The organism is Cupriavidus sp. 21MJTG02-4, from assembly GCF_057798975.1.
Map to the genome: position 1 here is coordinate 69,208 of NZ_JBYOJP010000001.1, position 23,985 is coordinate 93,192.

The 23,985-nt window shown below is 65.6% G+C and carries 26 protein-coding genes; 17 read left to right on the plus strand and 9 right to left on the minus strand.

Features of this window, described 5'->3' with window-relative positions; genetic code table 11:
• The first annotated feature begins 10 nt into the window (after window positions 1–10).
• From AC3FKH_RS00335 to AC3FKH_RS00395, 13 genes are all read left to right on the plus strand, one after another.
• Window positions 11–1,405 (plus strand): aminopeptidase P N-terminal domain-containing protein, encoded by a 1,395-nt coding sequence (locus AC3FKH_RS00335; protein WP_488671996.1) that lies wholly within the window; start codon window positions 11–13, stop codon window positions 1,403–1,405.
• The gene (locus tag AC3FKH_RS00340) at window positions 1,402–1,875 is read left to right on the plus strand and encodes a hypothetical protein (RefSeq protein WP_488671998.1); all 474 of its coding nucleotides are present in this window, start codon (window positions 1,402–1,404) and stop codon (window positions 1,873–1,875) included. The genes AC3FKH_RS00335 and AC3FKH_RS00340 overlap by 4 nt, the downstream gene beginning before the upstream one ends.
• Window positions 1,856–3,094, plus strand: a complete 1,239-nt coding sequence (locus AC3FKH_RS00345) for a UbiH/UbiF/VisC/COQ6 family ubiquinone biosynthesis hydroxylase (protein ID WP_488672000.1) — start codon at window positions 1,856–1,858, stop codon at window positions 3,092–3,094. The genes AC3FKH_RS00340 and AC3FKH_RS00345 overlap by 20 nt, the downstream gene beginning before the upstream one ends.
• A gap of 284 nt (window positions 3,095–3,378) precedes the next feature.
• Window positions 3,379–4,449 (plus strand): tRNA dihydrouridine synthase DusB, encoded by a 1,071-nt coding sequence (dusB, locus tag AC3FKH_RS00350; protein WP_488672002.1) that lies wholly within the window; start codon window positions 3,379–3,381, stop codon window positions 4,447–4,449.
• Entirely contained in the window at window positions 4,446–4,679 is a 234-nt protein-coding gene (locus AC3FKH_RS00355) for a Fis family transcriptional regulator (protein ID WP_211948844.1), read from the plus strand. The genes dusB and AC3FKH_RS00355 overlap by 4 nt, the downstream gene beginning before the upstream one ends.
• 22 nt (window positions 4,680–4,701) lie before the next feature.
• A complete protein-coding gene (gene purH, locus AC3FKH_RS00360) occupies window positions 4,702–6,273 on the plus strand; it encodes a bifunctional phosphoribosylaminoimidazolecarboxamide formyltransferase/IMP cyclohydrolase (RefSeq protein WP_488672004.1) in 1,572 nt (523 codons plus the stop codon).
• Window positions 6,274–7,004: 731 nt separating this feature from the next.
• Window positions 7,005–7,550, plus strand: coding sequence for a crossover junction endodeoxyribonuclease RuvC (gene ruvC / locus AC3FKH_RS00365; protein WP_488672006.1), 546 nt, complete (start codon window positions 7,005–7,007; stop codon window positions 7,548–7,550).
• An 81-nt stretch (window positions 7,551–7,631) separates the two neighbouring features.
• Window positions 7,632–8,789, plus strand: coding sequence for a glycerophosphodiester phosphodiesterase (locus tag AC3FKH_RS00370; protein WP_488672007.1), 1,158 nt, complete (start codon window positions 7,632–7,634; stop codon window positions 8,787–8,789).
• Between the two features lie 118 nt (window positions 8,790–8,907).
• Window positions 8,908–9,489, plus strand: coding sequence for a Holliday junction branch migration protein RuvA (gene ruvA / locus AC3FKH_RS00375; RefSeq protein ID WP_488672009.1), 582 nt, complete (start codon window positions 8,908–8,910; stop codon window positions 9,487–9,489).
• Between the two features lie 34 nt (window positions 9,490–9,523).
• Window positions 9,524–10,573, plus strand: coding sequence for a Holliday junction branch migration DNA helicase RuvB (gene ruvB, locus AC3FKH_RS00380; protein ID WP_488672011.1), 1,050 nt, complete (start codon window positions 9,524–9,526; stop codon window positions 10,571–10,573).
• Window positions 10,574–10,793: 220 nt separating this feature from the next.
• The gene (locus AC3FKH_RS00385; protein ID WP_488672012.1) at window positions 10,794–11,387 is read left to right on the plus strand and encodes a hypothetical protein; all 594 of its coding nucleotides are present in this window, start codon (window positions 10,794–10,796) and stop codon (window positions 11,385–11,387) included.
• Window positions 11,388–11,431: 44 nt separating this feature from the next.
• The gene (locus AC3FKH_RS00390) at window positions 11,432–12,016 is read left to right on the plus strand and encodes a BPSL1445 family SYLF domain-containing lipoprotein (protein ID WP_488672014.1); all 585 of its coding nucleotides are present in this window, start codon (window positions 11,432–11,434) and stop codon (window positions 12,014–12,016) included.
• A gap of 163 nt (window positions 12,017–12,179) precedes the next feature.
• Window positions 12,180–12,926 (plus strand): queuosine precursor transporter, encoded by a 747-nt coding sequence (locus tag AC3FKH_RS00395; RefSeq protein ID WP_488672016.1) that lies wholly within the window; start codon window positions 12,180–12,182, stop codon window positions 12,924–12,926.
• 27 nt (window positions 12,927–12,953) lie between these two features.
• Here the strand turns inward: AC3FKH_RS00395 and AC3FKH_RS00400 are convergent, their stop codons facing one another.
• From AC3FKH_RS00400 to tyrS, 4 genes are all read right to left on the minus strand, one after another.
• Window positions 12,954–13,628 carry a histidine phosphatase family protein gene (locus tag AC3FKH_RS00400; protein ID WP_488672018.1) on the minus strand — a complete coding sequence of 225 codons (675 nt, stop codon included), beginning with the start codon at window positions 13,626–13,628 and terminating at the stop codon, window positions 12,954–12,956.
• Window positions 13,629–13,676: 48 nt separating this feature from the next.
• Window positions 13,677–14,324 carry a YbhB/YbcL family Raf kinase inhibitor-like protein gene (locus tag AC3FKH_RS00405; protein WP_488672020.1) on the minus strand — a complete coding sequence of 216 codons (648 nt, stop codon included), beginning with the start codon at window positions 14,322–14,324 and terminating at the stop codon, window positions 13,677–13,679.
• An 88-nt stretch (window positions 14,325–14,412) separates the two neighbouring features.
• Complete coding sequence (gene dtd / locus AC3FKH_RS00410; RefSeq protein WP_488672022.1) at window positions 14,413–14,883, minus strand: D-aminoacyl-tRNA deacylase; 471 nt, start codon at window positions 14,881–14,883, stop codon at window positions 14,413–14,415.
• A gap of 8 nt (window positions 14,884–14,891) precedes the next feature.
• Window positions 14,892–16,133 carry a tyrosine--tRNA ligase gene (gene tyrS, locus AC3FKH_RS00415; protein WP_483710451.1) on the minus strand — a complete coding sequence of 414 codons (1,242 nt, stop codon included), beginning with the start codon at window positions 16,131–16,133 and terminating at the stop codon, window positions 14,892–14,894.
• Window positions 16,134–16,375: 242 nt separating this feature from the next.
• On the opposite strand from tyrS, the gene AC3FKH_RS00420 reads away from it, so the two are divergent.
• Both AC3FKH_RS00420 and AC3FKH_RS00425 read left to right on the plus strand, forming a co-directional pair.
• The gene (locus tag AC3FKH_RS00420; RefSeq protein WP_488672024.1) at window positions 16,376–17,770 is read left to right on the plus strand and encodes a M23 family metallopeptidase; all 1,395 of its coding nucleotides are present in this window, start codon (window positions 16,376–16,378) and stop codon (window positions 17,768–17,770) included.
• 23 nt (window positions 17,771–17,793) lie between these two features.
• Window positions 17,794–18,921 (plus strand): anhydro-N-acetylmuramic acid kinase, encoded by a 1,128-nt coding sequence (locus AC3FKH_RS00425; protein WP_488672025.1) that lies wholly within the window; start codon window positions 17,794–17,796, stop codon window positions 18,919–18,921.
• A 21-nt stretch (window positions 18,922–18,942) separates the two neighbouring features.
• On the opposite strand, the gene AC3FKH_RS00430 is transcribed toward AC3FKH_RS00425, so the two are convergent.
• Window positions 18,943–19,848: a LysR substrate-binding domain-containing protein gene (locus tag AC3FKH_RS00430; protein WP_488672027.1), complete on the minus strand. Its 906-nt coding sequence runs from the start codon at window positions 19,846–19,848 to the stop codon at window positions 18,943–18,945.
• Between the two features lie 90 nt (window positions 19,849–19,938).
• Between AC3FKH_RS00430 and AC3FKH_RS00435 the strand changes: the two genes are divergently transcribed.
• Window positions 19,939–20,739 (plus strand): phytanoyl-CoA dioxygenase family protein, encoded by an 801-nt coding sequence (locus AC3FKH_RS00435; RefSeq protein ID WP_488672028.1) that lies wholly within the window; start codon window positions 19,939–19,941, stop codon window positions 20,737–20,739.
• 44 nt (window positions 20,740–20,783) lie between these two features.
• Here AC3FKH_RS00435 and erpA read toward each other — a convergent pair whose 3' ends face one another.
• From erpA to rplM, 4 genes are all read right to left on the minus strand, one after another.
• On the minus strand, window positions 20,784–21,152 hold the full coding sequence (gene erpA, locus AC3FKH_RS00440) for an iron-sulfur cluster insertion protein ErpA (protein ID WP_211948827.1): 369 nt from the start codon (window positions 21,150–21,152) through the stop codon (window positions 20,784–20,786).
• Window positions 21,153–21,254: 102 nt separating this feature from the next.
• Window positions 21,255–21,716: a bactofilin family protein gene (locus AC3FKH_RS00445; protein WP_488672030.1), complete on the minus strand. Its 462-nt coding sequence runs from the start codon at window positions 21,714–21,716 to the stop codon at window positions 21,255–21,257.
• A gap of 224 nt (window positions 21,717–21,940) precedes the next feature.
• Window positions 21,941–22,333 (minus strand): 30S ribosomal protein S9, encoded by a 393-nt coding sequence (gene rpsI, locus AC3FKH_RS00450; RefSeq protein WP_483710445.1) that lies wholly within the window; start codon window positions 22,331–22,333, stop codon window positions 21,941–21,943.
• A 12-nt stretch (window positions 22,334–22,345) separates the two neighbouring features.
• Window positions 22,346–22,774 (minus strand): 50S ribosomal protein L13, encoded by a 429-nt coding sequence (gene rplM, locus AC3FKH_RS00455; RefSeq protein ID WP_010813907.1) that lies wholly within the window; start codon window positions 22,772–22,774, stop codon window positions 22,346–22,348.
• 744 nt (window positions 22,775–23,518) lie between these two features.
• On the opposite strand from rplM, the gene AC3FKH_RS00460 reads away from it, so the two are divergent.
• Entirely contained in the window at window positions 23,519–23,941 is a 423-nt protein-coding gene (locus AC3FKH_RS00460) for an OsmC family protein (protein WP_488672036.1), read from the plus strand.
• Window positions 23,942–23,985 lie beyond the last annotated feature (44 nt).

The window sequence follows — 23,985 nt, forward strand, 5'->3', positions numbered from 1 at the left end:
TGGCAATCCTATGTCCGCACCCGATACAGCCCTCCTGGCGTCTTGCCGCGATCGTCGCGCGCGCGTGCTGCAGCACCTGCGTGCCGGCGGCGGTGGCGTGGCCATCCTGCCCACGGCGCCGGAAGCCATGCGCAACCGCGACAGCGACTACCCGTACCGGCATGACAGCTATTTCTATTACCTGACCGGCTTCACCGAGCCGGAGTCCGTGCTGGTGCTCGTCGCCGGCCAGGGCACCGAAGCCGACCGCAGCATCCTGTTCTGCCGCCCGAAGCATGAAGAGCGCGAGATCTGGGACGGCTTCCGTTACGGCCCCGACGGCGCCCGCGCGGCCTTCGGCTTCGACGAAGCCCATTCGGTCGAAGAGATCGACGCCATCCTGCCCGGCCTGCTCGCCAACCGCGCGCAGCTGGCGTATCCGCTGGCCGCGTCGACGCGCACCGACATGCAGGTGCGCCGCTGGCTGGATGCGGTGCGCATGCAGGGCCGCGCCGGTGTCGCGGCGCCCTCGGTCGCGGTGGATATCCGCACGCTGCTCGACGAAATGCGCCTGATCAAGGATGCCGGCGAACTGGCCACCATGCGCCGCGCCGGCGAGATCTCCGCGGGCGCCCACGTGCGCGCCATGCAGGCGACCCGCCACGGCCTGCGCGAGTACCACCTGGAAGCCGAGCTGTTGTACGAATTCCGCCGCCACGGCGCGCAGAGCGTGGCCTACAACTCGATCGTCGCGGCCGGGCCCAATGCCTGCGTGCTGCATTACCGCGCCGGCCCCGCCGAACTGCGCGACGGCGACCTGTGCCTGATCGACGCCGGCTGCGAGCTGGACGGCTACGCGTCGGACATCACCCGCACCTTCCCCGTGTCCGGACGCTTTTCGCCGGCCCAGCGCGAGCTGTACGACCTCGTGGTGGCCGCGCAGGAAGCCGCGATTGCCGAGACGCGCGCGGGTGTCCCCTATAACGTGCCGCACGATGCCGCGGTGCGCGTGCTCGCGCAGGGCATGCTCGACACCGGCCTGCTTGACCGCAACAAGGAAGGCACGCTCGACGACGTGCTGGCGAGCGGCAGCTACCGGCGCTTCTATATGCACCGCACCGGCCACTGGCTCGGCATGGACGTGCACGACGTGGGCGAGTACCGCGCGGCCACGCCCGCCGTGGACGGCGAACGGCCGTGGCGGCCGCTGGAGCCGGGCATGGTGGTGACCGTGGAGCCGGGCATCTACGTGCGTCCGGCCGAGGACGTGCCGGAACGCTACTGGCATATCGGCATCCGCATCGAGGACGATGCCGTGGTCACCAGCGGTGACTGCGAGATCATCACGCGCGGCGTGCCGGTCAAGGCCGACGAGATCGAGGCCCTGATGCGCGAGCGCAACACCACCGGCGGAGGCAAGGCATGATCGGATGGCTGCGACGACTGTTCCCCGGCGCCGGAACACCGCACCACGCGCCCACGAAACGCCACGTCGATCCGAACGAACCGTTCGTGCTCAACCTCTACGACGACCGCGTGGTGGTCCACCGCCCCGATGGTCAGCGCGAGGAGGTCATGTGGGATTCGCTCGAACGCGTGGTGGTACGGGTTTCCAGGGCCGCCCCCTGGGCCGGCAAGGCCTGGCTGATCCTGGTGGGCGCCGCCGACAGCGGCCAGGGCTGCGTCGCGCCGATGGACGCGGCCAATGCCAGCGCCCTGCTGGAGCGCCTGCAGGCCCTGCCCGGCTTCAACCAGCAGAAACTCGACAACGCCCTGCGCGATGCCGAGGCCGGCAAGTCGCGCTCCGACGCGATCTGCTGGAAACGCGGCGCGCCCGAGCAGGCGCCGGATCTCAATACGGACGGGAGCGCCGGCAATGACCCAGGCCGAGCCTGAAGTCAGGGATATCGCCATCGTCGGCGGCGGGCCGGTGGGCCTGGCGCTGGCCTGCCAGTTGTTGCTGGCGACCGAATGGCGCATCACGCTCATCGATGCGGCCACGCCGGCGCGGGCGGCGCGCGACCCGCGCGCCATCGCGCTGTCGCATGGCAGCCGGCAACTGCTGGAGCAGGTCGGTGCGTGGCCGGTGGCGGGCACGGCGATCGAGCATATCCATGTTTCGCAACGCGGCCATCTCGGCCATGTGAAGCTCCACCATGAAGACTATGGCGTACCCGCGCTGGGCTATGTGGTCCGCTACGGCGAACTGTGCAACGTGCTCGAACGCGCGCTTGGCCGCGCCGTCCAGCAGGCCGGTGCATCTCGGCTGCTGCGCGTCTTCGAGACCCGCATCGACGAGCTGCGGCAGGATCCGCTGATCGGCGGGGACTTCGACGGCCTGGACGCCATGGCCGGCGCCGTGCACCTTGCCGGCACGACGGCCGACGGGCAGGCGGCGCGCTTTGCCGCGCGCATTGCCGTGCAGGCTGAAGGCGGCCTGTTCCACCAGCAGGTCGCGCATGCGGGCCAGGGCGCGCGGCATCGCGATTACGGCCAGACCGCCGTGATCGGGCACGTTGCCTGCTCGCGGCCACGGCCGGGCTGGGCGTGGGAGCGGTTCACCGCCGAAGGGCCGCTGGCGCTGCTGCCTTACGACGAACATGGCGTCGACGGCTACGCGCTGGTCTGGTGCTGCCCGCCCGAACAGGCGGCGCGCCGCCTGGCGCTGTCCGACGCCGATTTCGCGGCCGAGCTTGGCGAGGCATTCGGCGACCGCCTGGGCCGCTTTACGCTGGCCGGCAAGCGCCACGCTTTCCCGCTCGGGCTCAACGCGGCGCCGGTCACGGTCGACGGCCGCATCGCGGCCGTGGGCAATGCCGCCCAGACCCTGCACCCGGTGGCGGGCCAGGGGCTCAACCTCGGACTGCGCGATGCCTTCGCGCTGGCCGACTCGCTGCGCCCGGGCTGCACGCCGCGCGCGCTGCAGGCGTTCGCCTCGCGCCACCGCCTGGACCGGGCCGTGACCATCGGCGTGACCGACCTGTTGCCGCGCGCATTCGGCGTCAACTACCCGATGGCCGCCCATGCGCGCGGGGCTTCGCTGGCGGCGCTGGCCTGCCTGGCGCCGCTCAAGCACGCGCTGGCACGGCACATGATGTTCGGCATGCGCCGCTGAAAAGCCCTGGGAAAGCCGCGCGTGTGGCTTTCACCACTTTTCGCCCAGCCGGGCCCAGCGTTTTCAGACGCCACCTATTGTCTTGATGCTCAATTCTTGGGCAGCGGCAGTCGTTTGGCGTTAGAATCCAGCCCTCGCTCATGCCCGTGAAGATGCCGACAGCTGTTTCGGCGCGGGCGTGTTTTTCCGTTTCACTCCAGAACCACGCAGCCGGGCCGACCTGCTTCGCATTGCGCCATGCGCATGCCGCCGGGAGCCGTGGCCGCCGGAATCACCGCCTCAACGTGCAGATCGGACCCCACCAACTTCGCAACAACCTGTTCGTCGCTCCCATGGCGGGCGTGACGGACCGCCCGTTCCGCCAGTTGTGCAAGCAACTCGGCGCGGGCTATGCGGTGTCGGAAATGGTGGCATCCAATGCACAGCTCTGGAAAAGCGAAAAGACCATGCGCCGGGCCAACCACGCCGGCGAAGTAGAGCCCATCTCGGTGCAGATCGCCGGCGCCGAGCCGGCCATGATGGCAGAGGCCGCCCGCTACAACGTGGACCGCGGCGCGCAGATCATCGATATCAACATGGGCTGCCCGGCCAAGAAGGTCTGCAACGTGGCCGCGGGCTCCGCGCTGCTGCAGAACGAGCCGCTGGTGGTGCGCATCGTCGAGGCCGTGGTCGGTGCCGTCGGGGATCGCGTCCCGGTCACGCTGAAGATCCGCACCGGCTGGAACCGCGAGAACCGCAACGCCCTGCGCGTCGCGCGCATGGTGGAAGACGCGGGCATCAGCATGCTGACCATCCATGGCCGCACGCGCGCCGACCTGTACCACGGCGACGCCGAGTACGAGACCATCGCCGCGGTCAAGGCCACCATCGGTATTCCGGTGGTCGCCAACGGCGATATCACGACGCCGCAAAAGGCCAAGCAGGTGCTGGCGCTGACGGGCGCCGACGCCATCATGATCGGCCGTGCGGCGCAGGGCCGGCCGTGGCTGTTCCGCGAGATCGAGCACTTCCTGGCCACAGGCGAATTGCTGCCGCCGCCGGAGGTGGCCGAGATCCGCGCCATCATGAACACGCACCTGGAAGACCACTACGATTTCTACGGCGAGTTCACCGGCGTGCGTACCGCGCGCAAGCATATTGCGTGGTACACGCGCGGACTGCGTGGCGCGAACGTGTTCCGCCATCGCATGAACACGCTGGAGAGCACAGGCGAACAGCTTGCCGCGGTCAATGCCTTCTTTGACGAGCAGGCGCAGTGGTCCGAACGGCTGGTCTATGTCGATGAAGCCGGTGCGGGCGAGAGGGAAGATGAAACGGACAACAACAACAAAAAAGGGGAGTTGCTTGCCGCATGAGCCGCAACGCTATCGACCAGTGCATCCGGGACAGCCTGGACAGCTACTTTCGGGATCTGGATGGCGAAGAGCCGTCCAATATGTACAACATGGTGCTGGAGGCCGTCGAGCGTCCGTTGCTCGAAGCCGTGATGGTGCGCGCGGAGCGCAACCAGTCGCTGGCCGCCGCCTACCTGGGCATCAATCGCAATACGCTGCGCAAGAAGTTGCAGCTGCACGGTTTAATTTGAATTTGAAGCGTTTCGTACAGCCATGATCAAGCAAGCTCTCCTTTCCGTTTCCGACAAGACCGGCATCGTCGAATTCGCGCGCGAACTGAACGCGCTCGGCGTCACGCTGCTTTCCACCGGCGGTACCGCCAAGCTGCTGGCCGACAGCGGCCTGCCCGTCACGGAAGTGGCCGACTACACCGGCTTCCCCGAGATGCTCGACGGCCGCGTGAAGACGCTGCACCCGAAGGTGCACGGCGGCATCCTGGCGCGCCGCGACCTGCCCGAGCACATGGCCGCGCTGGCCGAGCACAATATCCCGACGATCGACCTGCTGGTGGTGAACCTGTACCCGTTCCAGCAGACCGTGGCCAAGGATGACTGCACGCTGCCGGACGCGATCGAGAACATCGACATCGGCGGCCCGACCATGCTGCGCTCGGCGGCCAAGAACCACCGCGACGTGACGGTGATCGTCGATCCGGCCGACTACGCCGTGGTGCTCGACGAAATGCGCGGCAATGGCAACAAGGTCGGCTACGACACCAATTTCCGCCTGGCCACCAAGGTATTCGCGCACACCGCCCAGTACGATGGCGCGATCACGAACTACCTGACCAGCCTCGGCACCGACAAGTCGCACCAGGGCCGCAGTGCCTATCCGCAGACGCTGAACCTGGCCTTCGACAAGGTGCAGGAAATGCGCTACGGCGAAAACCCGCACCAGTCGGCCGCGTTCTACCGCGACCTGAAGGCCGTGGACGGCGCGCTGGCCAACTACGTGCAGCTGCAGGGCAAGGAACTGTCGTACAACAACATCGCCGACGCCGATGCGGCGTGGGAATGCGTGAAGTCCTTCGACGTTGCCACCCCGGCCTGCGTGATCATCAAGCACGCAAACCCGTGTGGCGTGGCTGTCGGTGCGAATGCGCTGGAAGCGTATGACAAGGCTTTCAAGACCGACTCGACCTCGGCCTTCGGTGGCATCATCGCCTTCAACGTGGAACTCGATGAAGCTGCGGCGCAGGCCGTGGCAAAGCAGTTTGTCGAAGTGCTGATCGCGCCGTCATTTAGCGCGGCTGCGCGTGCCGTGTTCGCGCCGAAGCAGAACGTGCGTTTGCTCGAGATCCCGCTGGGCAAGGGGGTCAACCAGTATGACTTCAAGCGCGTGGGCGGCGGCCTGCTGGTGCAGGGCCCGGATGCAAAGAACGTCAAGCCGACGGAACTGCGCGTGGTGACGCGCCGCCATCCGACGCCGAAGGAAATGGATGACCTGATGTTTGCATGGCGCGTTGCCAAGTACGTCAAGTCCAATGCCATCGTGTTCTGCGGCGGCGGCATGACGCTCGGCGTCGGCGCCGGGCAGATGAGCCGCGTGGATTCGGCGCGCATCGCCAGCATCAAGGCACAGAATGCCGGACTGACCCTGGCCGGGTCGGCTGTGGCGTCGGACGCGTTCTTCCCGTTCCGTGATGGGCTGGATGTGGTGGTGGACGCTGGCGCGACTTGCGTGATTCAGCCGGGTGGTTCGATGCGCGATGATGAGGTGATTGCCGCGGCGGATGAGCGGGGGATTGCTATGGTGCTGACTGGCACCCGCCATTTCCGTCACTGATTGATTGGGCGCGATTCTTGGCAGGCGCCGCTGTTTCGCCGGCGTAGCCGGCGACTTACTTTCTTGTCCGAGCGACAAGAAAGTAAGCAAAGAAACGCGTTTACTTGTCTAACGGACGAATATTGATCGTAGTGTGCGACGAATTTCGTACGGGTATTCGCTTCAGAGTCTGCCCGGCTGCCTGCCGCATGGTGCGCATCCGTATGCAGGCTCTCCAACAATGATTGAACGAGCCCCGAACCTGTCCGTGGCCCGGGCTCTCCAGCCATATCGCATCATCGCCTTCGGCTGCGCTACGCGCGGCTCAGTAGTCTGACCGCGCGGGCCGGAGTGAACTACCAAGACAATGGCTCGTGTCCTTGTGCGCCAGTGATTGTGATGCGCCAGCCAACAGACTAGTGAGCCGCGTAGCAGCCGTAGGCGATGATGCGATGTCGCTGGCAGTGTCGGGCCACGGACAGGTTCGGGGCTCGTTCAATCATTGTTGGAGAGCCTGCATACGGATGCGCTCCACGCGGCAGGCAGCCGGGCAGACTCTGAAGCGAATACCCGTACGAAATTCTTCGCACGCTACGATCAATATTCGTCCGTTAGGACAAGTAAACGCGCTTTTTGGTTACTTTTTGTCGCTCGGACAAAAAGTGACTCGCCGGCTACGCCGGCGAAACAGCGGCGCTTGTCAAGCACGACCCCGTCCCAAATAGCCCTAAACTGGCCCCACCCCACTCCAAATGCGCATCTTAGGCATCGACCCCGGCCTCCGCACCACCGGCTTCGGCGTATTGGAAAAGCATGGCAACAAGCTCACCTACATTGCCTCGGGCACCATCAAGAGCAATGGCGACACCGACCTGCCTGCGCGCCTGAAGACCTTGTTCGACGGCATCAGCGAGGTAGCCCGCACCTACGCCCCGGACTGCGCGGCGATCGAGAAGGTGTTCGTCAACGTCAACCCTCAGTCGACCTTGCTGCTGGGCCAGGCCCGCGGCGCGGCGATCTGCGGACTGGTGGGACAAGGCCTGCCGGTATTCGAATACACCGCCCTGCAACTCAAGGTAGCCGTAGTCGGCTATGGCCGCGCCAACAAGGAGCAGGTGCAGGAGATGGTGATGCGACTGCTGAGCCTGCCGGGGCGTCCGAGCACCGATGCCGCCGATGCCCTCGGCGTAGCCATCTGCCACGCCAATGGCGGCGACACGCTTGGCACGCTGTCCGGCCTGGCCCCCGACCTCGTCCGCAAGGGCATGCGCGTGCGCCGCGGGCGGCTGATCGGCTGACAAATACCGCGGCAAGAGCCCAACACTCCCGTCTCTTACAATCGAGGGCATTTGCCGCGCGGCGGCCACGAACCCTCGACCATGCTCCGCTTCCGATTCCGTCTTCCCGCAACCCTGGCAACAATCGTGCTGGCCGGCTGCGCCACGAAGCTGCCCTCGCCTTCCGCACCCAAGCCTACCGCCGCAGCCAAAGAAATCCCCGCGCCCGCACCGGCCAGCAAACCGCTGGTCATCGCACACCGCGGCGCCAGCGCGCTGCGCCCCGAGCACACATTGGCCGCGTATGCCAAGGCCATCGAGGACGGCGCGGATGTCATCGAGCCCGATCTCGTCATCACGCGCGACGGCGTTCTCGTGGCGCGCCATGAAAACGAAATCGGCGGCACCTCCAACGTGGCCGAGATGCCGCAGTTTGCCGACCGGAAACGCACCAAAGTCATCGACGGCGAACGCCTGACCGGATGGTTCACCGAGGACTTCACGCTGGCCGAACTCAAGACGCTGCGGGCCCGCGAACGCATCCCGAAGCTGCGCTCCGACAATGCCCGCCTCAACGACCAGTTCGAGATCCCGACCTTCGACGAGATCGTGCGGCTCGCCCAACAGGCGTCGCTGCGCACCGGCCGGCAGATCGGCCTGTATCCCGAACTGAAGCACCCGAGCTACTTCCGCGGCATCGGCAAGCCGCTTGAAGACAAACTCCTCGAAGCGCTGCGCCGCCAGCCCTACCTGCGCGAGGCGCCCGTCTTCGTCCAGTCGTTCGAGGCCGGCAGCCTGCGCGAGGTGCGCAAGGCCCTGGGGCATGGCATGCCCAATGTCAGGCTGGTGCAACTGATCGGCAACCCGAAGCAGACCCCGCCCGACTGGCGGCTGGCCGGCGACACGCGGACCTATGGCGACATGCTGAGCCCGACCGGCCTGCGCGAAGTAGCTGCCTACGCCGACGGCATCGGCCCCGAGAAGAACAGCGTGGTGCCGCGCGATGCGCAAGGCGGCCTGGGCGCGCCTTCCGCCGTCGTGCGCAACGCGCACGCGGCCGGCCTGCTGGTGCATCCCTATACATTCCGGCCCGAGAATGCCTTCCTGCCCAAGGCCTTCCAGACTGGCGGAGATGCCGCCACGCGCAGCCCCGCCGGCATGGTGCGCGAGGTGGAGGCCTTTGTCGCTGCCGGCGTGGACGGTGTCTTCACCGACGACCCCGCGCTCGGCCGGCGTGCCATCGACGCCCGGAACCCGTGAGGCGCGGATGCGCCGCTGGGCTACACTTGCGGCCTTTCGCAGGACCGCAATACCGCAATACCGTTGAACCGACCCCGCTCCTGCCCATACCGCTAACGCTAACGCACACGCAAACACCATGATCGGACGCATCGCCGGCACCCTTATCGAGAAGAATCCTCCGCACCTGCTCGTGGACTGCCACGGCGTCGGCTACGAGGTCGATGTGCCGATGAGCACGTTCTACAACCTGCCCGCGACCGGCCAGCCGGTGACGCTGCTGACCCAGCTCATCGTGCGCGAGGACGCGCACCTGCTCTACGGCTTCGGCACGGCGACCGAGCGCAACACGTTCCGCGAGCTGATCAAGATCACCGGCATCGGCGCGCGCATGGCGCTGGCGGTGCTGTCCGGCATGTCCGTGCCGGAACTGGCGCAGGCCATCACGCTGCAGGAAGCCGGGCGCCTCACGCGCGTGCCGGGCATCGGCAAGAAGACCGCCGAACGCCTGCTGCTCGAACTCAAGGGCAAGCTCGGCGCGGAACTCGGCCATGCGCCGGGCGCGACCCCCGTGCATGACAACGCGGTCGATATCCTCAACGCGCTGCTGGCGCTCGGCTACTCGGAAAAGGAAGCCGCCGCGGCCATCAAGCAGGTGCCTGCCGGCACGGGCGTTTCGGATGGCATCAAGCTCGCGCTGAAGGCCCTGTCCAAGGCGTGAAGCGTAAAATAGCGCGACACCTGACGCCGCTGCCATGATTGAAACCGACAAGTTCTCCGCCCCCGACCGCGTGATCGCCGCCACGCCCGCTTCCTCGCACGAAGAGGCGTTCGAGCGCGCGTTGCGGCCCAAGCTGCTCGACGAATACGTCGGCCAGGAGAAGGTGCGCGGACAGCTCGACATCTTCATGCACGCGGCGCGCAACCGCCGCGAGGCGCTGGACCACGTGCTGCTGTTCGGGCCGCCAGGCCTGGGCAAGACTACGCTGGCCCATATCATCGCGCGCGAAATGGGCGTGAACCTGCGCCAGACCTCCGGTCCGGTGCTCGAACGGCCGGGCGACCTGGCCGCGCTGCTGACCAACCTCGAAACCAACGACGTGCTGTTCATCGACGAGATCCACCGGCTCTCGCCGGTCGTCGAGGAAATCCTGTACCCGGCGCTAGAGGACTACCAGATCGACATCATGATCGGCGAAGGCCCGGCGGCGCGCTCGGTCAAGCTCGACTTGCAGCCCTTCACGCTGGTCGGCGCCACCACCCGCGCCGGCATGCTGACCAACCCGCTGCGCGACCGCTTCGGCATCGTGGCGCGGCTGGAGTTCTATACGGCCCAGGAGCTCGCACGCATCGTCACGCGCTCGGCCCAGTTGCTGGGCGCCCGGATCGACCCGCAGGGCGCGCTGGAGATCGCCCGCCGCGCGCGCGGCACGCCCCGTATCGCCAACCGGCTGCTGCGCCGCGTGCGCGACTATGCCGAAGTCAAGGGCGACGGCACCATCAGCCGCGAGATCGCCGATGCCGCGCTGGCCATGCTGGACGTGGACGGCGTGGGCTTCGACCTGATGGACCGCAAGCTGCTGGAGGCCGTGCTGCACAAGTTCGGCGGCGGCCCGGTCGGCGTCGACAACCTGGCCGCGGCGATCGGCGAGGAACGCGACACCATCGAGGACGTGCTGGAGCCCTACCTGATCCAGCAGGGCTACCTGCAACGCACGCCGCGCGGCCGCGTTGCCACCTCGGCCGCCTACCTCCACTTCGGCCTGCCAGCGCCCGACAGCGGCACCGGCGAGCTGCCCGGCTGAGGAAACCCGGCCTGCCGAGGTGATTGCTGCACCGCCACATCCCCCCGGGCGGCGCCGCCCCGGTCGTCAATTAAACATTTTTGTCCGGCATCCCAAATTTTTTCGAAGTGGATTGCTGGCCCCTGCCCTATTGTCCACAATGGCTTCAACGGCACCCAAGCCAGGGTGCCCCGGCAGCCGTGCCGATTGGCATGGCCCCTCACCATCGCCAAGGAAAGCCATGATCCGTCGTTCGTCCTCCCTGCCAGTCGCAGTGTTAGCGGCTGCCATGCTTATCGCCACCAGCGCCTACGCCCAGCGTCCGCAGGCTCCGGTCGGCGTTGCCGAGGAGGCCGTCGTCAGCGGCAAGATCATCGATATCGATCCGAACACCAAGGCTGTGCTGGTACAAGGCCCGCGCGGCAACGTCGTCGAACTGGTGGGCGGCGACGAAGTGAAGAATTTCGGCCAGATCCACAAGGGCGACATCCTGACAATCGCGCGTGGCGCGGCGCTCGTGGCGTCGCTGGAACCGGTGGACAGCAAGTCGTCCGCGCTGGCGGAGTCGGTGGAGCGGACCTCGCGCGCGGCCGAAGGCAGCAAGCCCGGCATCATGCGCGAAGTCACCACCACGGTGACGGCGGAGATCACGAAGGTCGAGCCGGCCAAGCACCTGGTCACGTTCCGGGGCCCGCGCGAAACCTTGCGCACAGTCAAGGTGGAAGATCCTGCCATCGATCTCAGCAAGATCCAGCGTGGCCAGATGGCAAAGATCGTCTATCGTGAAGTCGTAGCCATCACGGTCAGAGCCCCGGCTGCATCCGCAGCCAATTGACCCCCAAGCCAGACGCGGTACTTTACCCCACCAGGAGGTTACCTATGAATCGACGCCATTTTGTTACCCGGGTTGCCGGATCGGGGCTGCTCGTCGCCACCGCGTTCACGGTTGGCTGCACGACGACAGGCACCAAGGCCTCGTCCGATCCGGCAGCGAAAAGACAGGAAATCGATGCGGGTGTGGATGGCGCGTTGAACCGCCTGTATTCCTCGACCAACGGCTCGCGCGAACTCGCCAACCGCGCGCAGGGCATCCTGGTGTTCCCGCGCGTCATCTCGGCGGGCCTGGTGGTCGGCGGCGAATACGGCGAAGGGGCCCTGCGCTCGCACGGGTCCACCGTGGGCTACTACAGCACCGCGCAGGCTTCGGTTGGCCTGACCGCAGGGGGGCAGTCCAAGGCCGTCATCATCATGTTCATGACGCCGGAGGCCTACAACAAGTTCGTGGCGAGCAAGGGCTGGACGGCCGGCGCCGACGCGAACGTGGCCCTGGCCAAGATCGGCGCCAATGGCCAGCTCGATACCCTGACCAGCCAGCAGCCGGTGGTGGGCTTCGTGCAGACCAATGCGGGCCTGATGTTCGATGCGTCGATCAACGGCGCCAAGATCTCCAAACTCGATATCTGATCCCGGAGACCCGCGGCTGGATGGCCGCTCGAACCGGTACACTTTCCGCACGATCCCGGCTACGGCCGGGATTTTTCTTGCTGCACGGCAAGGCACGTCTCCAGCTGGCATAATCGCGCGAAAAAACGCAGGCGCGGAAAGCGCCGCCAAACCGGGAACCTCGATGTCCGCCCTGCCCACCGCCGCCACCGCCGCCACAGCCGCCTCCACCCATACCGGGCGCGTCTACCGTTACTACGATCTCGTCATGGTGGCCTTCGTCACCGTGCTGCTGTGCTCCAACCTGATCGGCGCCGCCAAGGCGGCGCAAGTGACAGTCCCACTGCTGGGGCCGGTTACCTTCGGGGCCGGCGTGCTGTTCTTCCCGATCTCGTACATCTTTGGCGACGTGCTGACCGAGGTCTACGGCTATGGCCGCGACCGCCGCGTGGTGTGGGCGGGCTTCGCGGCCCTGGCGTTTGCGACATTCATGAGCCTGGTGGTGCTGCACATGCCCGTGGCGCCGTTCATGGCCGACTACCAGAAGAGCCTGGAAGATGTGTTCGGCAATACCTGGCGCATCGCGTTAGGATCGCTGATTGCCTTTTGCTGCGGCAGCTTCGCCAACAGCTATGTGCTGGCCAAGATGAAGCTGTGGACGGGCGGACGCTGGCTGTGGACCCGCACCATCGGCTCGACGCTGGCCGGCGAGCTGGTCGACTCGTCCCTGTTCTACGTGATTGCGTTCTACGGGATCTGGCCGCTGGAGAAAGTGCTCCAGGTCGCGGTGGCGCAGTATGTGCTGAAGACCGGCTGGGAAGTCGTGATGACGCCGGTCACCTACAAGGTCGTGAACTTCCTCAAGCGCGCAGAGCATGAGGACTGGTACGACCGCAACACCAACTTCACGCCGTTCCGCCTGCGCGTCTGAGGCCGGCGGCCTGCCCGTGGCGTCCCGTCAGGGAACGCGCCGGTCCACTTCATCGAGCGCCAGCGCTTCCAGGTGGGTCACGTCGCCCCACTGGGCCAGCGCCAGGTGATGGCTGTCGCTACGCAGCCGGTTGATGCTGGCATTGAGCAGTTCATGCTGGCGCGGCGCTTCCAGCGTCATGCCGGTGGCCTCGCGGTAGAGGCAGTCGAGCACGCCGCCGTGGGCCACCAGCGCGATGCGCTCGCCCGGATGACGACGCGACAACGACAGCGCGATCTCGACCGCGCGATCATGAAACTGCGCCAGCGACTCGCCTTGCGGCGGCGCATAGTCCGGCACGCGCGCCTGCCAGCGGGCAAAGTCGTCGGGTAGCTGCTCGGCAACCTCGGCGTAGGTCTTGCCCTGCAAGGTGCCGTAGCTGCGCTCGCGCAGGCGCGGCTCGGACCTCACCTTCAGGCCGAGCGCCTCGGCCAGAGGCGACGCCGTCTGCATGGCGCGGCCCAGGTCGCTGGAGTAGACCGCGTCGATCGGCTCGCCTGACAGCGCCGCGGCGAGCGCCCGGGCCTGGGCTTCGCCGGTCTCGTTGAGCGGGATGTCGAGCTGGCCCTGCAGCCGGCGCTCGCGGTTCCAGGCCGTCTCGCCATGACGGATCACGATCAGGTGCGTGTAGGCCAGCGAATGCGGCCCGGAGCTTTGCAACATGCCCTTTCCTTGCTTATCTTGCCCGGCGAGCACGCCGGGCACACGACCTCAGCCGGCCACCTTGGGGTTGAGCGTGTAAGTGCCGGTCAGGCTGGCCTGCGCCAGCACATGGCCGCGGATGGCTTCCAGCACCTGGGCGCCCGTGAACTTGCCGTCCAGCGGCACCCGCTCCAGGTCCAGCGCGTAAACCGTGAACACGTAGTGGTGCAGCAGCGTGTCGTTCCACGGCGGGCACGGGCCGTCGTAGCCGTAGTAGTCGCCCTTCATGTCGGCGTCATTGGCGAACCAGCCGGTGTAGTCGTTGATGCCGTGGCGCAGGCCGCCGGCGGTGGCCGTGCCGCCGGCGGCTTCGGGTCCCGGCTTGCCGCGCGCGATCACGCCGTCGCTGTGCGAGCCGGCAGCGATAGTGGTCAGGCCCGGCGGAATATCGACCAGCACCCAGTGGTAGAAGTCCACGCGCGGCAGCGATGCCGGCACTTCGCGGCCTTCCTGGTTGACGTCGTCTCCTTTGCTCGGGACATCGCGGTCATGGCAGATCAGGACGAAGGACCGCGTCTGGGCCGGCGCGTCTTCCCAATGCAGGTCAGGGTTGCGGTTGCTCGACAGGGCCACGTGGGCGGCGGCGTCGGGCACGCAGAAGGCGAACTCGCCGGGGATCGGCGTGTTGTCGGCGAAGGACTTGCTCCAGAGTTTCATTTGTCTCTCCTGTCTGTGGATGGCCAGCGCGGACGCGGCCATCGTGGTTTCCTGCTGCCGGTCCGGGTTGCGGCGGTCTGCGGCAGGCTCAGGCGTTGCCGGGCGGCGGCACGCGCAGCCAGAACGTCACGGGTCCGTCGTTGGTCAGGCTCACTTGCATCATCGCCCCGAATTCGCCCGTCTGCACGTCCGGGTGCGACGCGCGCGCCCGCTCGACGAAATACTCGTACAGGCGGCGCCCGTCCTCGGGCGACGCCGCAGGCGTGAAGCTGGGCCGGGTACCGCTGTTGGTATCGGCCGCCAGCGTGAACTGGGACACCACCAGCAGCCCGCCCGCGCCGCCGTTGCCGTCCATATTCTGCACCGGCAGGTTCATCTTGCCGTCCGCGTCGGAAAACACGCGATAGGACAGCATCTTGGCCAGCAGCCGGTCGGCCTGCGCTTCGGTATCGCCACGCTCGGCGCAAACCAGCGCCAGCAGTCCGGCGCCGATCTCCCCGGTGGTGCGGCCGCCGACGGTCACCCGGGCCTGCGCGACGCGCTGGATCAGTGCGATCATCGCCCGGCTCAGGCCAGCGTCACGCGGGCAAAGCGGCGCTTGCCCACCTGGACCACGTAGGTGCCCGCGGCGACCTTGACGGCCTTGTCGCTGACCGTGGCACCGTCGATCTTCACGCCGCCCTGCTCGATATTGCGGTTGGCCTCCGACGTGGACGGCACCAGGTTGGCCTGCTTGAGCAGCTGCGCAATGCCCAGCGGCGCGCCCGACAGGCTGACGGCCGGGATGTCGTCCGGCACGCCGCCGCGCGCGCGGTGGTTGAAGTCCTCGAGTGCCTTCTCGGCATCGGCCTGGCTGTGGAAGCGCGCCACGATCTCCTGCGCTAGCATCACCTTGCAGTCGCGCGGGTTGCGGCCAAGCGCGATTTCCTGCTTCATCAGGTCGATCTCGGCCAGCGGGCGGAACGACAGCAGCGTGTAGTACTGCCACATCAGGTCGTCCGAGATGCTCATCAGCTTGCCGAACATCTCGCTGGGCGCTTCGGTCACGCCGACGTAGTTGCCCTTGGACTTGGACATCTTCTCGACGCCGTCCAGGCCCACCAGCAGCGGCATGGTCAGGATGCACTGCGGCTCCTGGCCGTATTCCTTCTGCAGTTCGCGCCCGACCAGCAGGTTGAACTTCTGGTCGGTGCCGCCGAGTTCGAGATCCGACTTCAGCGCGACCGAATCGTAGCCCTGCATGAGTGGATAAAGGAACTCATGGACCGAAATGGGAATCCCAGACCGGAAGCGTTTGGTGAAGTCGTCGCGCTCCATCATCCGGGCCACGGTGTACTTGGCGGCAAGCTGGATCATGCCGCGTGCGCCGAGGGGGTCACACCATTCGCTGTTGTAGCGGATCTCGGTGCGCGCCGGATCGAGCACCAGGCTGGCCTGGCGGTAGTAGGTCTGGGCGTTGGTCTCGATCTGCTCGCGCGTGAGCGGAGGCCGGGTGCTGTTGCGGCCCGACGGGTCGCCGATGGTCGAGGTGAAGTCGCCGATCAGGAAGATCACCTGGTGGCCCAGGTCCTGGAGCTGGCGCAGCTTGTTCAGGACCACGGTGTGCCCGATGTGGATGTCCGGCGCAGTGGGATCGAGGCCGAGCTTGATGCGCAGGGGAACGCCGGTCGCTTCGCTGCGGGCCAGCTTCTGGGCCCATTCGGCTTCAATCAGCAGTTCGTCGCAGCCACGCTTCGAGACCTCAAGCGCGTGCATGACCGACGGCGTGAGGGGATATTTGGCCGCGGGGCCGGAGGATGCTTCAGTCATGACGTAAGTCTTTGAAATACATGAAAATTTGGCGGATGCGCCACTCGGCCCCGGGCCGATTCTTGGTATAATCCGCGCTTCCTGGCGCCAAGCGGTACCAAGCCCGCGCGCCACCCGCCATTCTAGTGCCGACACCAGGTGGCAAATAAATTTGAATAGCACGCGCCGCACCTCGGGGGAGGAAGGCAGACGACAGACATCGTCGCGGCAGCGGTGCCCAGACCAAGGCTGAATTTTACGTGATGTGGTCCAGACTCCGCGAAGTTTTCGCGCGTGAGCTGGTGGTTCTCGTCGACCCGACCAACCCCCAGCACGCGCGACGGCGCAAGCAGCTCACCGCTTCGGTGGGCGCGATTTTCACGCTCGGCATGGCTGCCGCCATGGGCGTGGCGCCCCGCAGCGCCTTCAACGACCCGGATGCGCCGCGCGTCAACGAGACGCTGCGCATGCCCGATGTGCGCGAACAGCTCGCGCAGCTTGTCGATGTCGATTCCGATGCCGTCTACGTGCGCCAGGAGCGCATGCAGCGCGGCGACACCATTGCGTCGCTGCTGCGCCGCCTGGGCGTGGACGATCCCGACGCGCAGGCGTTCATCCTGAAGAACCCGACCGCGCGAGGCCTGTTCAACCTCAACCCGGGCCAGGCCGTGCAGGCGCAGATCGACGACAGCAATATGCTGGTGTCGCTGCAGGCCAATTTGGGCGGCGACGCCGCAACCTCGCGCGAACTCGTGATCGAGCGCGTCGAGCCGGCAAAGGCCGGTGGCACGACGGGCTACAAGGCGCGCGTGCAGAACGTCGACAACGACCTGCGCTACGAGATGGCGTCCGGCTCGATCTCCGCGGGCGGCTTCTTCAAGGCCATGGACGCAGCCAACGTGCCCGATGACATCGTGCAGCAAATGCTGTCGATCTTCTCCGGCGTGATCGATTTCCAGCATGACATCGCCAGTGGCGACCGCTTCCGCATCATCTACGAAGCCGGTTTCCAGGACGGCGCGTTCATCCGCAACGGCCGCGTGGTGGCGATCGAGCTGATCAACCGGAACCAGCTCCACCAGGCGCTCTGGTTCGCGCCCGAAGGCGAGCGCAACGGCGCCTACTACACCTTCGACGGCCGCAGCATGAAGCGGCCGTTCCTGCGTTCACCGGTGGAGTTCTCGCGCGTGTCGTCGGGCTTCGGCGGCCGCGATCATCCGCTGCATCATGAGTGGGTCCAGCACAAGGGCGTGGACTTCGCCGCGCCGACGGGCACCAAGGTGCTGGCCACCGGTGAAGGCACCATCGACTTTGTCGGCCGCCAGAACGGCTACGGCAACATCATCATCCTGAAGCACGCGAACGGTTATTCGACCTACTATGCGCACCTGTCCGGCTTTGCCGGCGTGCAGCAGGGGCAGAAAGTGACGCAGGGCCAGGTAATCGGCTATGTCGGGCAAACCGGCTGGGCCACCGGGCCGCACCTGCACTACGAATTCCGCTTCAACGACGTGCCGCAGAACCCGCTGAGCATCGCACTGATGGAAGCGCCTGTGCTGACCGGCAAGGCGCGCCAGGAATTCCTGGGCTATACCAGCACCATGCTCAGCCGCATCAACGCGCTGCGCACCTATAACGTCCTTACCGCGGCCAACTGACAGCCGCTCCGCCCGGAGACTCCATGCGCGCCCACGGCGACCGCTATATCGGCATCATGTCTGGCACCAGCATGGACGGCGCGGACGCCGTGCTGGTGGACTTCAGCGGCGAGCGCCCCACGGTGCTGGCCGCTGCGCACGAACCCTTCCCCGAGGCGCTGCGCACGGATTTCGGCCAGTTGCAGCAGCCGGGCGACAACGAGATCCATCGCGAGGCGCTGGCCGCCAATGCGCTCGCACGCGTCTATGCTGGCTGCGTGACCTCGCTGCTCGGACAGGCGGGACTGCAGCCGGATGATGTTGCAGCGATCGGTGCGCATGGGCAAACCATCCGCCATCGGCCGGGCCTTTACGACAAGACCGGCTATACCCGGCAAAGCCAGCATCCCGCACTGCTGGCGGAACTGGCGGGCATCGACGTGGTGGCGGATTTCCGCAGCCGCGACGTGGCGGCCGGCGGCCAGGGTGCACCGCTCGTGCCGGCGCTGCACCAGGCGCTGTTCGGCGACGCGGCCGAGGCGCGCGTGATCTGCAATATCGGCGGCATCTCCAACATCAGCGTGCTGCCCGGCAACGGTGGTGCCGTGATCGGTTTTGACTGCGGGCCGGGCAATGCGCTGCTCGATTACTGGATCGGCGAACAGCTCGGCATGCCGTTCGACAACGACGGTGCGTGGGCCGCAAGCGGACGCGTCGACGACGCGCTGCTGGCCGAATGCCTGGCCGACCCTTATTTCAATGCCGCACCGCCCAAGAGCACGGGCCGCGACCTGTTCCATCCCGCATGGCTGGAAGCGCGCCTCGGGACGCGCGGCAATCCCAAGCCGACGCCGGCCGACGTGCAAGCGACACTGGCCGCGCTGACGGCCGAGGCGATTGCGCGCGATGTCCGTGCCCACTCGCCCCAGGCGCGACGCCTGATCGTGTGCGGCGGCGGCGCCCGCAACGGCTACATCATGCGGCGTCTGGCGCAGGCGCTGCCCGGCCTGTCCGTGCAGACCACCGAGGACTTCGGGGTGCCGGTTTCCCAGGTGGAGGCCATCGCCTTCGCCTGGCTGGCGCGCCAATGCCTGCTGCGTCTGCCGGGCAATGTCGCCACCGTCACCGGCGCCGCCGGTCCGCGCGTGCTTGGCGCGATCTACCCGCGCTGATCCACCGATCGGCGGCCGCACTCAGGCCGGCACCGCCGCACCGCTCTCCACCACCCAGTCGATAAGCGCCCGCGCCAGCGGAGACGCGCGCACGGCCTGTGTGCGCGCCAGTACGACACGCTGCGCGGTAACCGGCTCGCGCAACGGCAGGCACGCGATGGGCAGGCCGTCATAGCTGTGGTCGCCGGCCGGGCGCGTGCAGGACAACGCGACACCGTAGCCATGCGCCACCAGGCCGCGCTGCATCTCGAAGCTCTGCGTGTACTGGTGCAGCGTCGGATGCAGGCCGTGGGCCCAGAACAGCGACAGGAAGTACTCACGAGTCTGCGGGATGTCTTCGAGGATCAGGCGCTCGCCAGCCAGTTCGGCAAGACCGATATCGCGCTGGCCGGCGAGCGGATGATTGGCCGGCAGCAGCGCGTAGGGGGGCAGGCTAGCCAGCACCCAGCGATCGACGCGCTGGTCGAAGCCGAGGTCATAAGTCAGCGCAAGTTCGGCCTTGCCGGCCTGCAGTGTGCGATGGACGCTGGCCAGGTCCGCTTCGAACAGCGTGACGGAAATGCCGGGGTGGCGCTCGCGGAAGCCCGCCAGCAGGCGCGGCACGAAGTACGGGCCCAGATCCTGGAAGCAGGTCAATGACAGTCGGCCGCTGAGCCCTTGCTGCCCCGCTTCATCCACCGTGATCCCGGCAGCCAGCGCCAGGATATCGCGCGCCTTGGTCAGGAGGCGCTGGCCCGCAGGCGTGAGTTCCAGGCCGCGGCTGACTTGGCGGCGGAACAGCGCCTCGCCGAGCGTGTCTTCCAGCTGCGCGATGGCCGTCGACACCGACGGCTGGGATACGTGGCGCGCCCGCGCGGCGGCGCTGATGCTGCCGTGCTCGGCCGCCGCCACGAAGTATTCGAGTTGCCGGAACGAGAAGGGGATCATGATTTCCTATACTACAGCATAAGAAATATATGCTTTTCCTATTGATCAGGGTTGCCGATACTGGGCTCGTCCCCGCCCCGGAGCCTTGCCATGGAAATCACCGCAGAACAGATTCGCAGCTACCAGCGTGACGGCGTGCTGGTGTTGCGCGGCGCCTTCACCGATTGGGTGGAGCGCTTGCGCGACGGTTTCGAACAAAACCTGGCGCAGCCCGGCCCGTTCGCGATCGAAAACGTGGGCGACGGCGAACGCGGCCGTTTCTTCGAGGACTACTGCAACTGGCAGCGCATCGAACCGTTCGAGGCGTTCATCCGCCATTCACCGGCCGCCGCCATTGCGGGGCAGATCATGCAATCGCTGACGGCGCAGGTGTTCCACGAGCACATCCTCGTCAAGGAACCCGGCACGGCCAAGCCAACGCCGTGGCATCAGGACCTGCCCTATTACTGCGTGGATGGCCTGCAGACCGCCAGCTACTGGATTCCGCTGGACCCGGTGACGCAAGCCAACACCCTGCGCGTCGTGGCGGGCTCGCACCGCTGGCCACGGCTGGTCCGGCCCAAGCGCTGGGCCAGCAACGAGAACTTCTATGGCGGCGATGACGCCTTCATGGAAATGTCCGATGTGGAAGACGGCAGCCATACCATCCTGCAGCCCGAACTGGAACCCGGCGATGCCGTGGTGTTCGATTTCCGCACCGTTCACGGCGCTGCCGGCAATACGGGAACCAGTCGGCGCCGCGCGTTTTCGGCACGCTTCCTGGGCGACGATGTGCGGTTCCTGGAGCGGCCAGGTCGGACTTCACCGCCGTTCCCGGGCATTGGCCAGCAAACCGGCGAGCGGATGCGGGAAGACTGGTTTCCGGTGGTCTGGCGAGCGCCGCAGGAATAAAAAAAGCGCACCCGGAGGTGCGCCTTTTTCCGAAACGTCTTGCCTCAGACCGAGAACGAAGAGCCGCAACCACAGGTGGTGGATGCGTTCGGGTTCTTGATCACGAACTGCGCGCCGTTGATGTCTTCCTTGTAGTCGATCTCGGCGCCGACCAGGTACTGATAGCTCATCGAGTCGATCAGCAGGGTGACGCCGTTCTTGACCATGGTGGTGTCGTCTTCGTTGACTTCCTCGTCGAACGTGAAGCCATACTGGAAGCCTGAGCAGCCGCCGCCCTGCACGAACACGCGCAGCTTCAGCTCGGCATTGCCCTCTTCCTCGATCAACTGCTTGACCTTGTCGGCGGCGCTGTCGGTAAAGACGAACGGTGCCGGCACGTCCTCGGTTGCGGGTGCCTCTGCGACTGCGTTCATGGGGTTCTCCTGATTAGATACGCCTGTATTCTAAGCGCTACTGGAAAATCGTGCCGAAACCCTTGGTTTTCAAGGGCTTCTGCGAAAGATTGCACGTGGCGCTCAGGCCGCTTTCCCGGCTTCAGCAACGTCGAGCGCAGCATCGGCGCCTTCAATGTCCTCGGCGGCACCTTCGGCGGCCAGAAGTTTCGGGACCGTCTTGAGTTCTTCCTGGCCCAGCGGCACTAGCCGCCCTTCCACCAATGCGCCCTGATGCATCTCGAGCGCGGCATAGCGCACCTCGCCCAGCACGCGTGCGTGGGGCTGGAGTTCCAGCAATTCGCCGGCATGGACAGGCCCCTTCACCGTGCCATTCAGGATCAGGTGGCCGACGGCGATCTCGCCTTCCACCATGCCCTTCTCGCTGATGACGAGCATGCTCGGCTTGCCCTCGGCGGCGCGGATATTGCCGCGCACCTTGCCGTCGAGCCTAAGGCCGCCTGAAAACACCAGATCGCCATCGATGGCGGTGCCTTCACCGATCAGCGTATCGATCGAGAGCCCCTTCTTCTTGGAAAACAACATCCCTCACTCCTTGATGGATTCTAAAGCGCTCTGCCGTCAACATGCGGAGCGCATTGTAATCGCTGAAGCAGTCATTCTCCCCCCCAAAGCAGGCGCCGAAATTGTGACTTTTTCCGCAGGCAAGGACCTCTCCCGTCCGCCACGGACGAAAAAAAACCGCACGACCAGCGTGCGGTTTTTCTTGTTTCGCGCGATCCGGGCAATGCCGGACTGGCGAACACACATCAGCGCTTCGAGAACTGCTTGCGGCGACGTGCCTTGTGGAAACCGACCTTCTTACGCTCCACTTCACGCGCGTCACGCGTGACGTAGCCAGCCTTCGACAGGGCCGGCTTCAGCGTTGCGTCGTAGTCGATCAGAGCGCGGGTGATGCCGTGACGGACGGCACCGGCCTGGCCGGTTTCACCGCCGCCGGTAACGTTGACCTTGATGTCGAACGTTGCGGCGTGTTCGGTCAGTTCCAGCGGCTGGCGCACGATCATCAGGGAAGTTTCGCGAGCGAAGTATTCCTTGATGGGCTTGCCATTGACGATGATGTCGCCCTTGCCCGACTTGATGAAGACACGTGCCACGGCGCTCTTGCGGCGGCCAGTACCGTAATTCCAGTTACCGATCATGGATTGGCCTCCTTAGATTTCCAGCGCCTTGGGCTGCTGCGCTTCGTGCGGATGCTCGGCTTCGGCGTAAACCTTCAGCTTCTTGATCATCGCGTAGCCCAGCGGACCCTTCGGCAGCATGCCCTTCACAGCCTTCTCCAGGGCACGGCCCGGGAAGCGCTGCTGCATCTTGCCAAACGTCGTTTCGTAGATACCGCCCGGGTAACCCGAATGGCGATAGTACTTCTTGTCCGTTTCCTTGGTACCCGTGACACGCAGCTTGGCTGCATTGACGATGATGATGTAATCACCCGTGTCGACGTGCGGAGTAAATTCCGGCTTGTGCTTGCCGCGCAGACGGCGTGCCACTTCGCTGGCAACACGGCCGAGGACTTTGTCCGTCGCGTCAATCACGTACCAGTCGCGCTTTACCTCATGAGGCTTGGCGGAAAAGGTCTTCATGATTTTTCCTGACTATTAGAGAACTGCCCGATTACTGACTCGCGAAGGCTTGTACTCGCCCCTGCAAATCTCGTCGGCCGATCCTGTGGACCTGGCCTTCCTGCTTGTCTTCGCAGGCTCTCCCTACTTCTCTTCCCGCGGGCATGGCGGAAAAGCCGTAGATTATACTGTCGAACGCGAGACGGACACAAGCAAAGCCAAGGGATTTCGTCAAGATCGCCATACCGCCGCTGACAATGAATGCGACGGGCCGAGGCGCTTGATGCACTTGCCGGGTACAGGCGAAAAAAAACCCAAGCCGGTTGAGGCCTGGGTTTGAATCCACCAAAGGAGGAGGGTGGAGGAGACACTGGGAGATCGACGGTGTTTCATGCGGGCGGTGCGGAGGACTTGGCCGATGGCTTCGTTTTCGCACTCTGGCGCGCTGTCTGCGCCGTCGTTCAATGATTGGAATTATACATGGGGTAATCCCTGATGCAAGAGAAATTTGCACTGCGAAATGCAATTCCACATCATGGGATAGCCACCCCCTCACCGGGAATGTGGATTTTTCCTTTAAAATCAGCATGTTGACAAGAAAATTGCATTGCCATCGGGCTGACACATTAGAAGAAACCCTCAGTTTCAGCAGGGATATCGGCTTCGACCCGCTCGGCTTACGATGTCATAGGCCGGAAAAAGCAAGATTCAAGATCACGCGCTTGTGACCGCAAACGCACGACTCAGATAACAGGAACGAACAAAATGGAATGCAAAGTGACATGGATGGGCGCCGAGGGCATGAGCTTCGTCGCCCAGACCGGCAGCGGACACATTGTCGCCATGGACGGCGCACCGGAGGGCGGCGGCCATAACCTGGCGCCGCGTCCGATGGAGATGGTGTTGCTGGGTACCGGCGGCTGCACCGCCTATGACGTGGTGCTGATCCTCAAGCGCGGCCGCCAGGAAGTGAGCGGCTGCAGCGTGAAGCTCGAAGCCGAGCGCGCCAGCGAAGACCCCAAGGTCTTCACCCGCATCAATTTCCACTTCGTCGTGACCGGCAAGAACCTGAGCCCGGCCACGGTCGAGCGCGCAATCAAGCTCTCGCACGAGAAATACTGCTCGGCGTCGATCATGATCGCCAAGACCGCGGAGATTACGCACACGATGGAAATCGTCGAAGGCTGACGAAGCGCGGATGCCCGGGCAGTCCGAGACTGGCCGGGGAAACA

Excerpts from the sequence above, each read along its gene's own strand:
- AC3FKH_RS00335 (WP_488671996.1), top strand. The coding sequence starts at position 11 with ATGTCCGCACCCGATACAGCCCTCCTGGCGTCTTGCCGCGATCGTCGC.
- AC3FKH_RS00340 (WP_488671998.1), top strand. The coding sequence starts at position 1,402 with ATGATCGGATGGCTGCGACGACTGTTCCCCGGCGCCGGAACACCGCAC.
- AC3FKH_RS00345 (WP_488672000.1), top strand. The coding sequence starts at position 1,856 with ATGACCCAGGCCGAGCCTGAAGTCAGGGATATCGCCATCGTCGGCGGC.
- AC3FKH_RS00355 (WP_211948844.1), top strand. The coding sequence starts at position 4,446 with ATGAGCCGCAACGCTATCGACCAGTGCATCCGGGACAGCCTGGACAGC.
- purH (WP_488672004.1), top strand. The coding sequence starts at position 4,702 with ATGATCAAGCAAGCTCTCCTTTCCGTTTCCGACAAGACCGGCATCGTC.
- ruvC (WP_488672006.1), top strand. The coding sequence starts at position 7,005 with ATGCGCATCTTAGGCATCGACCCCGGCCTCCGCACCACCGGCTTCGGC.
- AC3FKH_RS00370 (WP_488672007.1), top strand. The coding sequence starts at position 7,632 with ATGCTCCGCTTCCGATTCCGTCTTCCCGCAACCCTGGCAACAATCGTG.
- ruvA (WP_488672009.1), top strand. The coding sequence starts at position 8,908 with ATGATCGGACGCATCGCCGGCACCCTTATCGAGAAGAATCCTCCGCAC.
- ruvB (WP_488672011.1), top strand. The coding sequence starts at position 9,524 with ATGATTGAAACCGACAAGTTCTCCGCCCCCGACCGCGTGATCGCCGCC.
- AC3FKH_RS00385 (WP_488672012.1), top strand. The coding sequence starts at position 10,794 with ATGATCCGTCGTTCGTCCTCCCTGCCAGTCGCAGTGTTAGCGGCTGCC.
- AC3FKH_RS00390 (WP_488672014.1), top strand. The coding sequence starts at position 11,432 with ATGAATCGACGCCATTTTGTTACCCGGGTTGCCGGATCGGGGCTGCTC.
- AC3FKH_RS00395 (WP_488672016.1), top strand. The coding sequence starts at position 12,180 with ATGTCCGCCCTGCCCACCGCCGCCACCGCCGCCACAGCCGCCTCCACC.
- AC3FKH_RS00400 (WP_488672018.1), bottom strand. The coding sequence starts at position 13,628 with ATGTTGCAAAGCTCCGGGCCGCATTCGCTGGCCTACACGCACCTGATC.
- AC3FKH_RS00405 (WP_488672020.1), bottom strand. The coding sequence starts at position 14,324 with ATGAAACTCTGGAGCAAGTCCTTCGCCGACAACACGCCGATCCCCGGC.
- dtd (WP_488672022.1), bottom strand. The coding sequence starts at position 14,883 with ATGATCGCACTGATCCAGCGCGTCGCGCAGGCCCGGGTGACCGTCGGC.
- tyrS (WP_483710451.1), bottom strand. The coding sequence starts at position 16,133 with ATGACTGAAGCATCCTCCGGCCCCGCGGCCAAATATCCCCTCACGCCG.
- AC3FKH_RS00420 (WP_488672024.1), top strand. The coding sequence starts at position 16,376 with ATGTGGTCCAGACTCCGCGAAGTTTTCGCGCGTGAGCTGGTGGTTCTC.
- AC3FKH_RS00425 (WP_488672025.1), top strand. The coding sequence starts at position 17,794 with ATGCGCGCCCACGGCGACCGCTATATCGGCATCATGTCTGGCACCAGC.
- AC3FKH_RS00430 (WP_488672027.1), bottom strand. The coding sequence starts at position 19,848 with ATGATCCCCTTCTCGTTCCGGCAACTCGAATACTTCGTGGCGGCGGCC.
- AC3FKH_RS00435 (WP_488672028.1), top strand. The coding sequence starts at position 19,939 with ATGGAAATCACCGCAGAACAGATTCGCAGCTACCAGCGTGACGGCGTG.
- erpA (WP_211948827.1), bottom strand. The coding sequence starts at position 21,152 with ATGAACGCAGTCGCAGAGGCACCCGCAACCGAGGACGTGCCGGCACCG.
- AC3FKH_RS00445 (WP_488672030.1), bottom strand. The coding sequence starts at position 21,716 with ATGTTGTTTTCCAAGAAGAAGGGGCTCTCGATCGATACGCTGATCGGT.
- rpsI (WP_483710445.1), bottom strand. The coding sequence starts at position 22,333 with ATGATCGGTAACTGGAATTACGGTACTGGCCGCCGCAAGAGCGCCGTG.
- rplM (WP_010813907.1), bottom strand. The coding sequence starts at position 22,774 with ATGAAGACCTTTTCCGCCAAGCCTCATGAGGTAAAGCGCGACTGGTAC.
- AC3FKH_RS00460 (WP_488672036.1), top strand. The coding sequence starts at position 23,519 with ATGGAATGCAAAGTGACATGGATGGGCGCCGAGGGCATGAGCTTCGTC.